This is a genomic window from Oryzobacter telluris, from assembly GCF_043099285.1.
GTDB lineage: Bacteria > Actinomycetota > Actinomycetes > Actinomycetales > Dermatophilaceae > Oryzobacter > Oryzobacter telluris.
In genome coordinates, this window is record NZ_CP170723.1 from 1,281,138 (window position 1) to 1,295,233 (window position 14,096).

Sequence of the window (14,096 nt, forward strand, 5' to 3'; positions counted from 1 at the left end):
TTCGCGTGTTCGTTCCCGGGTCGTGACCTGCGCGTCCTCCTCCCGACGCCTGGTCGTTGCGTCCTGCGCACCACCCGGTGGTCGGCCCCGTCGCGACCCAGCGCCGCACCCTCATCGCGCACTACCGCCTGGTACGCGGGGCGATCACCCCCCGTACCGGGCGGTAGCACGCGATGGAGGGGCGTGGGGCCGCCCGCGCGGTGAATGGTTGGATGGGGCCCGTGAACGCGCGGTCGAGCAGAGTCGTCATCCTCGGCGGAGGGCCCGGTGGCTACGAGGCCGCGCTCGTCGCCGCCCACCTCGGGGCCGAGGTCACCGTGGTCGAGCGCGACGGCCTGGGCGGTGCGGCCGTCCTCACCGACTGCGTCCCCAGCAAGGCGCTCATCGCCACCGCCGACTACATGAGCGAGTTCGAGACCGCCGCCGACCTCGGGGTCCACCTCGAGGACGCCGAGGGCGACGAGGTCTCCGACGCCGTCGCCGAGCTCGGCGAGGTCAACCGCCGCGTCCTCGCGCTCGCCGCCGCGCAGAGCGCCGACATCACCACCCGCCTCACCGAGGTCGGCGTGCGCCTGCTGCGCGGGTCGGCCACGCTGACCTCCCCGACCGCCGTCCACGTCGACGGCGCCGACGGGCCCCTCGACCTCGAGGCCGACGTCGTCCTCCTTGCCACCGGCGCCTCCCCGCGGGTCATGGACACCGCGCAGCCCGACGGCGAGCGCATCCTCACCTGGCAGCAGATCTACGACCTCGACACCCTGCCCGAGCGGCTCGTCGTCGTCGGGTCCGGTGTCACGGGCGCCGAGCTCGCGCAGGCCTACCTCGGCCTGGGCTCGGAGGTGGTCCTCGTCTCCTCGCGCGACCGGGTCCTGCCCGGCGAGGACCCCGACGCCGCCACCGTCATCGAGGACGTCTTCACCAAGCGCGGGATGGAGGTGCTCGGCCGGTCGCGGATGGCGGCGGTCGAGCGCACCGCCGACGGCGTCGTGGTGCGGCTCGAGGACGGCCGGGAGGTCCTGGGCTCGCACGCCCTGCTCGCCGTCGGGTCGGTGCCGCAGACGCGTGGCATCGGGCTGGAGGAGAACGGGATCGAGCTGTCCCCGTCGGGCCACGTCGTCGTCGACCGGGTGTCGCGCACGTCGGTCCGTGGGGTCTACGCGGCGGGCGACTGCACGGGCGTGCTGCCCCTGGCGTCGGTCGCGGCGATGCAGGGGCGCATCGCGATGTCGCACGCGCTGGGTGATGCCGTGGCGCCGCTGTCGCTCGGCGTCGTCTCGGCCAACATCTTCACCGACCCTGAGATCGCCACGGTCGGCGTCTCGCAGAAGGACCTCGACGAGGGGCGGGCCGACGCCGACGTCCTCATGCTGCCCCTGGCGCGCAACGCCCGGGCCAAGATGCTCGGCATCACCGACGGGTTCGTCAAGCTGTTCGCGCAGAAGGGGTCGGGCGCCGTGGTCGGGGGAGTGGTCGTCGCGCCCCGCGCCTCCGAGCTGATCTTCCCGGTGACCCTCGCGGTGCAGCACCGGCTCAACGTCGACCAGGTCGCCTCGACCTTCACGGTGTACCCGTCGCTGTCCGGCTCCATCGCCGAGGCCGCGCGACGCCTGCACGTCACCGGCTGAACCCGGCGGCTGATACCCCGGTGATACCGCGGTGGTGACCGTGGCTGCAGCGGGGCCACCGGGGCCCCGGACACCAGGAGGCCACCGTGACCCTCGCACCCGACAGCCCGCCCCCCTCGCGCTCGGCTGCCCGCCACGCCGGCCGCGGCCTCGTCGCCCTCGCCGCCGCGACAGGGCTCTGGGGAGCTGCCGCGGCCTCCGCCGTGGCCGAGCCCGCCGGCGTCACCCACCTGTTGTTCTCCTACGAGCACGTCGAGCAGGAGATCGGCGAGTGCCTGCAGGTTCCCTTCCCGATCCGCCACGACGGCACGTCGAACGTGGTGATGCAGAGCCGGACCCGCGCGGGGCTGGACTACTTCTCCCTGCGCTACAACACGCACGACGTCTACACCAACGTCGCGACGGGTGGGTCGTTCACCGCGAACGAGGTCGTGCGCGAGGCGGACGCCCACCTCACCGACAACGGGGACGGGACGATCACCGTGGAGTACACCTCGAAGCGGACGGTCACCGTGCACACCCCGTCCGGGGCCCTGTTCGGCGTGGACTCGGGGAGGGTCACCGGCACGGTGCACCTCGCCGTCAACGACCCGGCCGACCCCGAGGACGACGAGGTGATCTCCGAGGAGGTGTCCGAGCCGGGTGGGGTGTCCGGCCTCGGTGGCTTCGACCTGTGCGCGGTCGCCGTGACGCTGCTCGGCTGACCGGCCGGCACGGTGGCACGTGCGCAGCAGGCCGACCGGGTGGGTGCCGCACTCGTTGACACCCACCCGGGGCCTCGACACAGTGGGCGCGTGCGGGTCGGCGTCCTCGGTCCCCTGGAGGTCGACGGGGGTGCGGTGTCCCTCGGTCCCCGGGACCGGGCGGCGCTCCTGGTCCTCGTGCTCCGCCAGGGGTCGCCCGTCCGCCCCGACACCATCGCGGAGGCGCTGTGGGGGGAGGACCCTCCGGCGTCCGCCGCCAAGGTGGTGCAGGGGTGCGTGGTCCGGCTGCGCCGCGCCCTCGGGCCGTCCAGCATCGAGACGGTCGACGGGGGCTACCGGCTCCAGCTGCACCGGGACGAGGTCGACGCCGTGCAGTTCGAGGAGCTGGCGGGCCGCGCCCGCGCCCTGCTCGCGCAGGGGCAGCCCGACCGCGCCCACTACCTCCTCACCCGGGCGACCGACCTCTGGAGGGGGGAGCCGTTCGCCGACCTCGACGGGTGGGAACCCGCCCGCATCGAGTCCGAGCGGCTCCTCGAGGAGCGGCGTGACGCCGAGGACCTGGCGGCCGAGGTGGACCTCGCCCTCGGCCGCCACGAGGAGGTCGCCACCCGTGGCACCGCCCTGGTGCGCGAGCAGCCGACGCGCGAGCAGCGGTGGGCGGCCCTCGCCCTCGCCCAGTACCGGTGCGGTCGCCAGGCCGACGCCCTGGCGACGCTGCAGCGGGCCCGCGCCCTCCTCGTCACCGAGCTCGGCCTCGACCCGGGGCCCGCGCTCGCCGCCCTCGAGCAGGCGGTCCTGCGACAGGACCCCTCGCTCGACCCTCCGGAGGTGCTCGACTCCCCCGGCGAGACCTGTCCCTACCCGGGGCTGCTCGCCCACGAGGCGGAGGACGCCGCGGCGTTCTTCGGCAGGGAGGCCGACGTCGCGGCCGGCCTGCACCGCCTCGACGAGACCGGGGTGCTCGCCGTCGTCGGGCCGTCCGGGTGCGGCAAGTCCTCGCTGCTACGGGCCGGGGTTGCGGCGGCGCTGCTCGCCGACGGCCAGCTGGTCACGGTGCTCACGCCGGGGCCGGAGCCGCTCACCGCCGTCGATGGGGTCCGCCTGGGGAGGCGCACGGCCCTCGTCGTCGACCAGTGCGAGGAGGTCTTCGCCGCCCATCCCGACCAGGTGCGCCAGTTCCTCGCGGTCCTGGCCGACCACCACCGGCGCGGCGGTCTCCTCGTCATCGGCCTGCGGGCCGACCGGATCGGCGAGCTCTCGGCGCACACCCACCTCGCCCGGCTCGTGGAGACGGGGCTCCACCTCCTCGGCCCGTTGTCGGTCGAGGGGCTGCGGGAGGCGGTGGAGGGACCGGCCGCCCAGGCGGGCCTGCGGCTGGAGGACGGCCTCGTCGAGCTGCTCGTGCGCGACGTCGAGGGGGAGCCCGGAGCCCTGCCCCTGCTGTCCCACGTCCTGCGCCGCACGTGGGAGCTGAGGGAGGGGCGCACGCTCACCGTCGCTGCCTACCGCTCGACCGGTGGGGTGCGCGAGGCCGTGGCCCAGTCGGCGGAGGAGCTGTTCCGCTCCCTCGGGGCCGAGGACCGGGTCGTGCTGCGCGAGCTGATGACCCGGCTGGTCACCACCGGGGAGAACGGGGGTCCCGTCCGCACCCGCGTGCCCCGCCGGGCGGTCGACCGCGACGTGGGTCGGCGCGACCTCGTGGAGCGGCTCGTCGTCGCCCGGCTGCTCAGCGCCGACGCCGACTCGGTCGAGGTCGCGCACGAGTCGCTCGCCGTCGCCTGGCCGCGGCTGCGGTCGTGGCTGGACGAGGACGTCGACGGCCAGCGCATCCTGCGCCACCTGTCGGTCGCGGCGCAGACCTGGGCGGCGCTGGGCCGCCCGGAGAGCGAGCTGTACCGGGGCGTGCGACAGGTCCGGGCCGGCGAGTGGGTCGCGCGGACCCACCCGGTGCTGGCCGACGACGAGCTGGACTTCCTCGCGGCCTCGGCGGCGCTCGCCGACCGCGAGCAGCGGGCGACCGAGGAGCAGGTGCGTCACGAGCGACGCGCCAACCGGCGGCTGCGGGCCGGCCTCGTCGCCACCGTCGTGCTGGCGCTCCTCGCGACGACGGCCGGGGTGTTCGCCTCCCTCGCCTCGCGACGGGCCGACGCCGCGGCCACCTCCTCCGACGCCCGGCGCCTCGGCGCCGAGGCCCTGCGCTCCAAGGACCTCGACACCGCGCTGCTGCTGTCGGTCGCCGGGATGCGGCTCGACGCGTCGCCGGACACGCGGGCCAACCTCCTCGCCACGCTCGACCGGGCCCCGGACCTGGTGCGGATGGCGCGCACCCCGCGCCTCGTGGGCCTCGCCCTCAGTCCCCGGGCCGGCCTGGTCCTCGCCCAGGCACCCGACGAGGGCCTCGTCGTGCGACGGGCCGACACGTTGGCCCCGGTGTCGGTCCACGCCGACCTGCGCGGCGCCGCCGTCGTCGTCTCCCCGGACGGGGCGACGGCCGTGGCGACCCCGATGGCCGACCTCGTCGAGCGAGGGGTCGTCCCCGCGGTGGTGGTCCTCGACCCCGACGGCTCGGTGGCCGCCGAGCAGCTCGGGGGCATCCCCGCTGGGCGCTACGCCCAGCAGAACGTCTCGATCGGACCGGACTCCCGGTGGCTCGGCGTGACCCTGCTGGCGATGGACGGTGACGCGGCGCCCCTCGTGGGGGTGTGGGACCTCACCGCCCGCTCCCGGCCCGTGGCCCTGCTCGAGCCCGGCGACCAGGCGGAGCGGCCCCTGGTCGCGGCCGGGGGGCGGTCGCTGTGGACCTCCGGGGGAGGGGCGCTGCGGGAGACCGCGCTGCCCTCCGGTCGGGTGGTGCGGACGCTGACCCCGCAGGCGCTCGACCTCGGCACCGTCGACGACCCCTTCGCCATCTCGCCCGACGGCTCCACCCTCGTGGTGGCGGCGGGCACCCAGCTCGCCTTCGTGGACACCGCAGGCGCGCACGTGCGCCACGTGGTGCCGGTGGTCGGGGGGGTCGACCGCGTCGCGTTCTCCGCCGACGGCTCGAGGCTCGCGTCGTCCGGCGACACGCTCATGGTCTGGGACACCAGCGGCGAGGAGCCGGTCGCGGTCCTCGAGCAGGACGACGGTGGGGGGTGGCCGTCCTTCGACGCCTCGGGCGGCACGCTGTACACGGCGGCGTTCGACGGGATGGTGATGGCGTGGGACCTCACCGGCCGGCGCGGCTTCCTCCCCTCGGTGGGCGGCGAATCGGCCTCGGACGGTGTGGGTCTCGCCCGGTTCTCCCCGGACGGTCGCCGCCTGCTGAGGGTCTCCGCCGGCGAGGTCGCGACGTTCACGGTCCAGGACGTCGCTACCGGGGTCGAGTCGCGGCGCGTCGACGTGAACCAGAGCATCGCCTCGTGGCTCGACGGCGCGTGGAGCCCGGACGGGTCCCTCGTCACGGTGCAGACCCGCGACGACGTGCTGGCCGTGTGGGACGCCACCACCGTGGCGGAGGTCGCCCGGCGTGACCTCCCCGTGGGGGAGCAGGTGCTGTACGCCGAGTTCACCACCGACGGCGGCCTCCTCGTCGGCACGACGCAGGGTCGGGTACACGTCCTCGACGCCCGCACGCTCGCGCCGCGCCGCGACCCCGTCGACGTGGCGCCGCCGCGCGACGGCGCCCCGGCCGGTCTCGTCGGCGTGCTCCACGCGCGGCCGGGCACCACGGAGGTGCTCGCCGTGGCCGAGGGGGGTGAGCCGGTCGTCGTGGACACGGCGAGCGGAGCGGTGCGCCCGCTCGACCTGGGGGTCGAGGGCTTCGGGCTCGCGTGGTCGCCGGACGGTGAGCGGCTGGCGGTGACGACGACGGACGGCGCGGTCGGGCTCCGCGACGTCGACGCAAGGCGGTGGGTCGTCCCCCCGTCGGACCGGCAGCCGTTCGCCGGGTACGCCCTGACGTTCTCCCCGGACGGCAGCGAGTTCTCGACGACCGCATCGGGGCGGGTCGGACGCTGGGACGGGCGCACCGGCGCGTTCCTCGGCGCGGTCTCGGTCGACGGGGCCGCCGCGGTGGGCTACCTCCCCGGTGGCTCCGCGCTGGTCGTGGCGCAGGACGCCGGGCCGGTGCGGCGGTGGGACCTCGACCCGGCGTCGTGGGTCCGCACGGCGTGCGCCGTCGCCGGCCGCGAGCTCTCGGTGGGCGAGTGGCGCGACCACCTGCCGGACCGCGACTACCGACCGGTCTGCGGCACCGGCGCGACACCGGGCTGACCGGCGGCGGACACGGATGGCTCCATCGGGCCATGTCGCCGGACCCCGGTGCGGCGGTACGGTCGCGACACCAGAGGGTCCGTCACCGGCACGCCTCCCTCGCGAGGCGTGCCGGTGACGGCATTCAGGACAGCGCCGGCGCGCTCGGGCCGCACGTCACCCCCAGCGGTCCCCTCCCCACGGGGGTGGCGTGCTTCGTTGCCCGGGGCCCTGCGGAACTCCCGGCCGTCACCAGCGGTTACGGTGGCAGACGCACCAACGGCCCGAGAACCCTGAAGGACCACGGAGGCACCACCGATGGCCAAGATCCCCACGAAGACCCTCATCGCCATGGCCGGAGCGGCCGCGGTGAAGGCCCGCGACTACGCCCGCGACAACCCCGACAAGGTCGGCCAGGCGCTCGACCGCGTCGAGTCCACGGTCAGCAGCCGCACCCACGGCAAGTACGACGCCAAGCTCGGCAAGGGCAGCAACGCGCTGCGCAGCGCCCTCGGCCTCAGCTCGCGCGGCATCGCCCGCCCGGCGGTCGACCCCGCCCCGCAGCACCCGGCCTGGGACGCGCCGCAGACCCCGCCACCGCCGCCGCCGGCTTCCTGACCGCACCGACGAGGCCCCCTGACGCACCGCGCGTCAGGGGGCCTCGTCGTACGGCACACAGGCTCAGCCCTCGGCGTCCTTGATGTCGCACAGGACCGCGCCGTTGGTGACCGTCGCGCCCACGGTGGCGCTCAGCCCGGAGACGGTGCCGGCCTTGTGCGCGGTGATGGGCTGCTCCATCTTCATCGCCTCGAGGACGACGACGAGGTCGCCCTGCGCGACGGTGGCCCCGTCCTCGACGGCGATCTTGACGATGGTGCCCTGCATGGGGGCGGTGAGGCTGTCGCCGGAGGCCGCGGCCCCGGCCTTCGCGCCGCCGCTGCGGCGCGGGGCCGCACGGCGAGAGGCCGGCGCGCCGCCGTTGCCGCCGCCGAGCGAGAGTCCGCCGGGCAGCGAGACCTCGAGACGCTTGCCGCCGACCTCGACGACGACGGTCTGGCGCTCCTGCTCCGCGGGCGCGTCGGCGGCGCCCCCGGCGAAGGGCTCGATGGTGTTGTCGAACTCGGTCTCGATCCAGCGGGTGTGCACCGTGAACGGCGCGGAGGCGTCCTCGGGCGCGAACGCCGGGTCGGCCACCACCGCGCGGTGGAACGGCACGACCGTGGGCATCCCCTCGATGACGAGCTCGGCCAGGGCGCGCCGGGCCCGCTCGAGCGCCTGCTGGCGGGTGCGCCCGGTGACGACGAGCTTGGCGATCATCGAGTCGAACGCGCCGGCCACGGTGTCGCCCTCGACGATGCCGGCGTCCCAGCGCACGCCGGGACCGGTGGGCACGACCATCCGGGTCACGGTGCCGGGGGCCGGGAGGAACCCGCGCCCGGCGTCCTCCCCGTTGATCCGGAACTCGATGGAGTGGGCGTGCGGCTCGGGGTCGGGGTAGTCGAGGGACTCGCCGTCGGCGATGCGCAGCTGCTCACGCACGAGGTCGATGCCGGTGACCTCCTCGGAGACCGGGTGCTCGACCTGGAGGCGGGTGTTGACCTCGAGGAAGGAGATGTCGCCCTCGGGGCCGACGAGGAACTCGCAGGTGCCGGCGCCGACGTACTTCGCCGCACGCAGGATCTCCTTGGAGGCCCGCACGAGCTCGGTGTGCTGCGCCTCGGTGAGGAAGGGGGCCGGCGCCTCCTCGACGAGCTTCTGGTTGCGCCGCTGCAGCGAGCAGTCGCGGGTGGAGACGACGACGACGGTGCCGTGGCGGTCGGCCAGGCACTGGGTCTCGACGTGGCGGGGGTGGTCGAGGAAGCGCTCGACGAAGCACTCGCCGCGGCCGAAGGCGGTGACCGCCTCGCGCACCGCCGACTCGAACAGCTCGGGGATCTCCTCGAGGGTGCGCGCGACCTTGAGGCCGCGGCCGCCACCGCCGTAGGCCGCCTTGATGGCGACGGGCAGCCCGTGCTCCCGGGCGAAGGCGACGACGTCGTCGGGGCCGTCGACGGGGTCCTTGGTGCCCGGCACGAGCGGCGCCTGGGCGGCGAGGGCGATGTGGCGCGCCTTGACCTTGTCGCCGAGCGAGTCGATGGCCTCGGGTCCGGGGCCGATCCAGGTGAGCCCGGCGTCGATGACCTTCTGGGCGAACTCCGCGTTCTCCGCGAGGAACCCGTAGCCCGGGTGCACGGCGTCGGCGCCGGCCTGGTGCGCGACCTCGATGAGCTTGTTCTGCAGCAGGTAGGAGTCGGCCGGTGTGGTGCCCCCGAGGGCGTACGCCTCGTCGGCGACGCGCACGTGGAGGGCGTCGCGGTCGGGGTCGGCGTACACGGCGACGGACCGCACCCCGTGGTCACGGCAGGCGCGGGCGATGCGGACCGCGATCTCACCCCGGTTCGCGATGAGGACACTGGAGATGGCCATGGGCCGGACTCTAGCGGGCTCGCCGCACCCCGTCGGGGCGGCCGGGGTGCGTCCCTCGCCACACTCGGCGCCGGTCCCGCCGTCCGCTCCGGCTACGGTGCGGGCATGGGTGAGCTGACCTCCGTGACCACCGTCGACGGCCCTGCCGAGGCGTACCTGACCGGCACCCCGGGGGACCCGGGCGTGCTGTTCTACGTCGACGCCATCGGGCTGCGGCCGCAGACCATGGCGATGGCCGACCGCATCGCCTCGTGGGGGTACGTCGTCCTCGTGCCCCACGTGTTCCACCGATTCGGCCCCGCTGCCGAGCTCGCCCCGACCGACGACCTGCGCGACCCCGGCGCCCGCGAGGCGTTCTTCGCCGGAGGCGTCATGGACCGGGTCAAGGCCCTGACGCCCGACCTCGCCGAGGCCGACGCGGCGGCGTGGGTCCTCGCCCTCGCCGAGCACGCCGGCGACGGACCGTTCGGCGTCACGGGCTACTGCATGGGCGCGCGCCTGGCCGTGCGGACGGCCGGCTGGTACCCCGGGCGGGTGCGCGCAGTGGGTGGGTGGCACGGCGGCGGACTCGTCACCGACGGCCCGGACAGCCCGCACCTCGCCGTCGCCGCGTCCTCGGCGGAATACGCCTTCGGCCACGCCGACGCCGACCGCTCGATGCCGCCGGAGGCCGTCGCCGCCCTCGGCGAGGTGCTCGAGGCCGCCGGCCGCCCCTTCCTCAACGAGGTCTTCGCGGGGGCCTCCCACGGCTACACGATGGCCGACACGTCGATCTACGACGAGGCCGCGGCCGAGCGGCACTTCACCGAGCTGCGGGCGCTGTTCGAGCGCACCCTCTGAGGCGGCGCCGCCGCGAGCTCAGACGCCGAGGGACTCGGCCAGCCGGCCGAGCAGCGTCCCGAGCGTCTTGCGCTCGGCCGCGGTGAGGCCCTCGAGGAGGCGGGCCTCGTTGGCGACGTGCGCCCCCATCGCCTCGTCGATGACGCGCCGCCCCGCCGCCGTAAGGACCACCGTGCGCGAGCGCCCGTCGCTCGGGCTGGCGCGCCGCTTCACCAAACCCCGGGCCTCGAGCCGGTCGACCCGCTTGGAGACCGCCCCCGAGGTGACGAGGGTGCGCTCCACGAGGTCGCCGGGGGTGAGGGCGAACGGCTCGCCCTGGCGGCGGAGGGTGGCCAGCACGTCGAAGTCGCCCTCGCCGAGGCCGTGCTGTGCGTAGACCGCGACGAGCTCGGGGGTCAGGGCGTTGGCGACCCGGTGGACGCGGCCGATGACGAGGAGCGGGGAGACGTCGAGGTCGGGGCGTTCGGTGTGCCACTGCTCGACGACGTGGGCGACGTGGTCCATGGGAGGAATATATCTTCCGTGGAAGGTATTGTCTCTTCCATGGAAGAGAAGTCGCCGGGGCTCACGACCATCGCCCTCACCGCGGTCGCGCCCGTCGTGTGGGGCTCCACCTATGCCGTGACCCAGCTGTGGCTGCCGCCGGACCGCCCGTTCTTCGCCGCCGCGGCGCGCGTCCTGCCCGCCGGGCTGCTGCTCCTGCTCTGGGTGCGCCGCCTGCCGCGCGGCCGCTGGTGGGGGAGGTCGCTCGTCCTCGGCGCGCTCAACCACGGCTTCTTCTTCGCGCTGCTCTACGTCGGGGCCTACCGCCTGCCGAGCGGCCTCGGCAGCACCCTCACCGCCCTGGCGCCGCTGGTGATGATGGCCATGGCCTTCCTCGTCCTCGGCGAGCGCCAGGCCAGGGTCACCCTGCTCGCAGCCGTCGCCGGCATCGGAGGCGTCCTCGCCCTCGTCTGGCAGGCCGACCGCGCCGGGGCCGTCGACCCGGTCGGCGTGGCGGCGGTCGTCGGGGCGGTCGTCTCGTCCTCGGTGGGGTTCGTGCTCGTCAAGCGCTGGGCGCCGCCGGGCGACGTCCTCATCACCACGTCCTGGCAGCTCGTGGCGGGCGGCCTCCTCCTGGTGCCGCTCGCGTGGTTCACCGAGGGCGCCCCGCCGGCGCTGGACGTCCCCGCCGTCGCGGCGCTGGTCTACCTCGGCCTGGCCGGCACGGCCCTCGGGTACGTCCTGTGGTTCCGCGGCCTCACCCGGATGGACGCGGGCGCCGTCGCCGTCGTCGGCCTCGTCAACCCGGTGGTCGGGACCGTCCTCGGCGTGGCCCTGCTCGGCGAGCCGTTCGGTCCCGTGCACCTCGTCGCGATGGCCGTGACGCTGGGCAGCGTCCTCCTTGCGCAGGAGCCGGTCCGCCGGGCCCTCGCCCCCCGCCGTGCGCGATCCGCGCCTACGGTGGGCGCATGCCTCCCGTGAGCACGACGACGCTGACCACGCCCACCGGACCGGTGGCGCTCCCCACGATCGGCTTCGGCACCTGGCAGGTGCCCGACGACGAGGTCGTCCCGGCGGTCCTCGCGGCGCTCGACGCCGGGTACCGCCACATCGACACCGCGGCGCTCTACGGCAACGAGGCCGGGGTGGGCCGGGCGCTCGCCGGGTCCGACGTCCCGCGCGACGACGTCTTCGTCACGACGAAGGTCTGGAACTCCGACCAGGGGTTCGACGAGACGCTGCGCGCCTTCGACGCCTCGATGGGCCGGCTCGCCCTCGACGTCCTCGACCTCTACCTCATCCACTGGCCCGCTCCCGGCAACGACCGGTACGTCGACACCTGGCGCGCGCTGGGCCGGCTGCGCGACGACGGGCGGGTGCGCGCCATCGGGGTGTGCAACTTCCAGGCCGAGCACCTCCAGCGGCTCCACGACGAGACGGGGGAGTGGCCGAGCATCAACCAGGTCGAGCTGCACCCCTACCTCCAGCAGTCGCCGCTGCGGGCCTTCCACGCCCAGCGCGACATCGTCACCGAGTCGTGGAGCCCGCTGGCCTCTGGCAAGCGCGTCCTGGACGACCCCGTCATCGACGAGATCGCGCGGGCCCACGGGGCGACCCCGGCGCAGGTCGTCATCGCGTGGCACCTCGCCCTCGACCTCGTCGTGCTGCCGAAGTCGGTGACTCCCTCGCGGATCGTGGAGAACCTCGCGGCCGCCGACCTCGAGCTCACCGGGGACGAGCTCGCGGCCATCGCGACGCTCGACCGCGGCTTCCGCACCGGCCCGGACCCCGAGGAGTTCAACGGCGCCTGACGGACACGCCCGTGAGTACCGGAACTCATGGTCGTGGGTGACCGTCCGGAGGACGATGAGGGGTGCACCGACCGACGGTGCCCGTCACCGACCGAGGAGCCCGCGATGACCGCATCGCCTGCCGCCGCACCAGACGCTCCCACCCACCGTGACCCCGCCCGCCACGCGGCCAGCCCCGCCCAGCTCGGCTGGCTCGACGGCGAGCTGCGCGCCTGGCACGCCGAGGGCCTCGTCGACGACACCGTCGCCGCGGCCATCCGCGCACGCTACGTGGAGGTCCGCAAGGTCACCCTCTCGCGCATCGTGCTCACCCTCGGCGCCTGTTTCGTCGGGCTGGGCCTGATCTGGCTCGTCGCGTCCAACCTCGAGGCGATGGCGCCGCTCACCCGGTTCGTCCTCATGGTGGTCATCTGGCTCGGGCTCGTCGGCGTCGCCGAGGTGCTCGCCACCCGGCGCGAGCGGGAGGGCGACGTCGCCTCTCCCGTGGTCGGCGCCGTGCGGCTGCTCGCGGCCGGGGCGTTCGGCGCCGTGGTGTTCCAGGCGGCCCAGAGCCTGCAGGTCCCCGCGTACGAGCCGCTGCTCGTCGGGGTCTGGGGGCTCGGCGCGGTCCTGTGGGCGTACGCCGTGCGGGGGGTGGCGCCGCTCGTGCTCGGGGTGGGGCTGCTCGCCTTCTGGTTCGTCTGGCAGGTCGGCGACGTGGCCGACGACGCCTTCTCCGTCTCCACCGCTCTCGGGGCCGTCGGCCTGGCGTCCGTGGGGGTGGGGGTCGCCAACGCCGTGCTCGGCCGGCGCGAGATGGCGCCGCCGTGGCGGGAGATCGGCGCCCTCATCGTCCTCGTCGGCCTGTTCGTCGCCGCCCTGCCCTACGCCTGGGGCGAGCCGGGCACCTCGTGGGCCCTGTGGGTCGGGCTCGCGGCCGCCGTGGTCGTCGCCGCCCTCGCGGCACTGCGGGGCGACCGGCTCGACCGCCTCGAGGTCGGCCTGGCCGCCCTCGCCCTGGCGATGACCGTCGGCCTGGCCCTGTGGCGCTTCGACACCGAGTCGCTGCAGCCCGACGACCTCGGCGCCGGCGCCTGGGTGAGGGCCTTCCTCGCGGTCGCCGCGTACCTCGTCGTCGCGAGCGGGTACGCCGTGCTCGGCGGGATGCGCGACACCGGGCGGCTCACCTGGCTCGCCACGGCGGCGCTCGTCGTGTTCGTCACGACCCAGGCGTTCGCCGTGTTCGCGCCGATCCTGTCGGGCGCCACCTTGTTCCTCGTCGTCGGCGTCGTCCTGCTCGGGACCGGCGTCCTGGCCGACCGCGGCCGGCGACGACTCGTCCGCGAGGCGAAGGAGGCGCGGTGATGAGCACGCCCACGACCACCGAGCCCACCCCTCCTCCGCCTCCTCCCGCGGCGCCGGTCGCCGGTACCGACCCGGTGCGCAGCCGCCGGCTCCTCGTCATCGGGGCGGTCGCCGTGCAGCTGCTCCTCGTCCTCGTCGCGGTGTGGTCGCCCCTGGCGGCGCGCGTCACGGGCGAGGAGGTGCGGCTCGAGGTCGCGCCGGTCGACCCGATGGACCCGTTCCGCGGCGCCTACGTCGACCTCACCTATCCCGACCTGCCGGGCCAGCCCGTGGTCAACCGTGAGCTCACCGACGCCGAGATCACGGCCGCCGAGCAGGCCCGCGGCGAGGCCTGGGTGCCCCTGACCCGCCAGGGCGACCTCTGGGTGGGTGGCCCGGTGCAGCGCACCCGACCGGCGGAGGGCCTCTACCTGCGGTGCGACGACTCGGACTGGCGGCTGGAGTGCGGCATCGAGAGCTGGTTCCTGCCGCAGGACCGGGCGCTCGCCCTCGAGGACGCGGTGCGAGCCGGGACCGCGGTCGCCACCATCAAGGTCGACGGGCGCGGGAACGCGGCGCTCGTCGCGGTGGACCCCGGAACCCGGTGAGGG

At 75.2% G+C, this 14,096-nt stretch carries 11 protein-coding genes; 9 read left to right on the forward strand and 2 right to left on the reverse strand.

What is annotated here, in order from left to right:
- Positions 1-212: 212 nt before the first annotated feature.
- The 4 genes from ACFLFB_RS05825 (at position 213) to ACFLFB_RS05840 (ending at position 7,180) form a co-directional block, all read left to right on the forward strand.
- Complete coding sequence (locus ACFLFB_RS05825; RefSeq protein WP_392544764.1) at positions 213-1,625, forward strand: NAD(P)H-quinone dehydrogenase; 1,413 nt, start codon at positions 213-215, stop codon at positions 1,623-1,625.
- Positions 1,626-1,711: 86 nt separating this feature from the next.
- The gene (locus tag ACFLFB_RS05830) at positions 1,712-2,329 is read left to right on the forward strand and encodes a hypothetical protein (protein ID WP_392544765.1); all 618 of its coding nucleotides are present in this window, start codon (positions 1,712-1,714) and stop codon (positions 2,327-2,329) included.
- Positions 2,330-2,419: 90 nt separating this feature from the next.
- Positions 2,420-6,583 carry a BTAD domain-containing putative transcriptional regulator gene (locus tag ACFLFB_RS05835; RefSeq protein ID WP_392544766.1) on the forward strand — a complete coding sequence of 1,388 codons (4,164 nt, stop codon included), beginning with the start codon at positions 2,420-2,422 and terminating at the stop codon, positions 6,581-6,583.
- 297 nt (positions 6,584-6,880) lie between these two features.
- Entirely contained in the window at positions 6,881-7,180 is a 300-nt protein-coding gene (locus ACFLFB_RS05840) for an antitoxin (RefSeq protein WP_392544767.1), read from the forward strand.
- Between the two features lie 63 nt (positions 7,181-7,243).
- Here ACFLFB_RS05840 and ACFLFB_RS05845 read toward each other — a convergent pair whose 3' ends face one another.
- A complete protein-coding gene (locus tag ACFLFB_RS05845; protein WP_392544768.1) occupies positions 7,244-9,028 on the reverse strand; it encodes an acetyl/propionyl/methylcrotonyl-CoA carboxylase subunit alpha in 1,785 nt (594 codons plus the stop codon).
- Positions 9,029-9,133: 105 nt separating this feature from the next.
- Here ACFLFB_RS05845 and ACFLFB_RS05850 point away from each other — a divergent pair, with 105 nt between their 5' ends.
- Positions 9,134-9,868, forward strand: coding sequence for a dienelactone hydrolase family protein (locus ACFLFB_RS05850; protein ID WP_392544769.1), 735 nt, complete (start codon positions 9,134-9,136; stop codon positions 9,866-9,868).
- A gap of 18 nt (positions 9,869-9,886) precedes the next feature.
- On the opposite strand, the gene ACFLFB_RS05855 is transcribed toward ACFLFB_RS05850, so the two are convergent.
- Entirely contained in the window at positions 9,887-10,372 is a 486-nt protein-coding gene (locus ACFLFB_RS05855) for a MarR family winged helix-turn-helix transcriptional regulator (protein ID WP_392544770.1), read from the reverse strand.
- A gap of 39 nt (positions 10,373-10,411) precedes the next feature.
- On the opposite strand from ACFLFB_RS05855, the gene ACFLFB_RS05860 reads away from it, so the two are divergent.
- The 4 genes from ACFLFB_RS05860 to ACFLFB_RS05875 all read left to right on the forward strand — a co-directional run bounded on the left by ACFLFB_RS05860 (position 10,412) and on the right by ACFLFB_RS05875 (position 14,093).
- The gene (locus ACFLFB_RS05860) at positions 10,412-11,332 is read left to right on the forward strand and encodes a DMT family transporter (protein WP_392544771.1); all 921 of its coding nucleotides are present in this window, start codon (positions 10,412-10,414) and stop codon (positions 11,330-11,332) included.
- Complete coding sequence (locus ACFLFB_RS05865) at positions 11,320-12,162, forward strand: aldo/keto reductase (RefSeq protein WP_392544772.1); 843 nt, start codon at positions 11,320-11,322, stop codon at positions 12,160-12,162. Before ACFLFB_RS05860 ends, ACFLFB_RS05865 begins: the two co-directional genes overlap by 13 nt.
- Positions 12,163-12,267: 105 nt before the next feature.
- Positions 12,268-13,506 (forward strand): DUF2157 domain-containing protein, encoded by a 1,239-nt coding sequence (locus tag ACFLFB_RS05870; RefSeq protein WP_392544773.1) that lies wholly within the window; start codon positions 12,268-12,270, stop codon positions 13,504-13,506.
- Positions 13,506-14,093: a GDYXXLXY domain-containing protein gene (locus ACFLFB_RS05875; protein ID WP_392544774.1), complete on the forward strand. Its 588-nt coding sequence runs from the start codon at positions 13,506-13,508 to the stop codon at positions 14,091-14,093. The genes ACFLFB_RS05870 and ACFLFB_RS05875 overlap by 1 nt, the downstream gene beginning before the upstream one ends.
- Positions 14,094-14,096: the final 3 nt, after the last annotated feature.

Bases quoted from the DNA above. Each gene is read 5' to 3' on its own strand.
- ACFLFB_RS05825 (WP_392544764.1), top strand. From the start codon at position 213: ATGGGGCCCGTGAACGCGCGGTCGAGCAGAGTCGTCATCCTCGGCGGA.
- ACFLFB_RS05845 (WP_392544768.1), bottom strand. From the start codon at position 9,028: ATGGCCATCTCCAGTGTCCTCATCGCGAACCGGGGTGAGATCGCGGTC.
- ACFLFB_RS05860 (WP_392544771.1), top strand. From the start codon at position 10,412: ATGGAAGAGAAGTCGCCGGGGCTCACGACCATCGCCCTCACCGCGGTC.
- ACFLFB_RS05840 (WP_392544767.1), top strand. From the start codon at position 6,881: ATGGCCAAGATCCCCACGAAGACCCTCATCGCCATGGCCGGAGCGGCC.
- ACFLFB_RS05855 (WP_392544770.1), bottom strand. From the start codon at position 10,372: ATGGACCACGTCGCCCACGTCGTCGAGCAGTGGCACACCGAACGCCCC.
- ACFLFB_RS05850 (WP_392544769.1), top strand. From the start codon at position 9,134: ATGGGTGAGCTGACCTCCGTGACCACCGTCGACGGCCCTGCCGAGGCG.
- ACFLFB_RS05870 (WP_392544773.1), top strand. From the start codon at position 12,268: ATGACCGCATCGCCTGCCGCCGCACCAGACGCTCCCACCCACCGTGAC.
- ACFLFB_RS05865 (WP_392544772.1), top strand. From the start codon at position 11,320: ATGCCTCCCGTGAGCACGACGACGCTGACCACGCCCACCGGACCGGTG.
- ACFLFB_RS05875 (WP_392544774.1), top strand. From the start codon at position 13,506: ATGAGCACGCCCACGACCACCGAGCCCACCCCTCCTCCGCCTCCTCCC.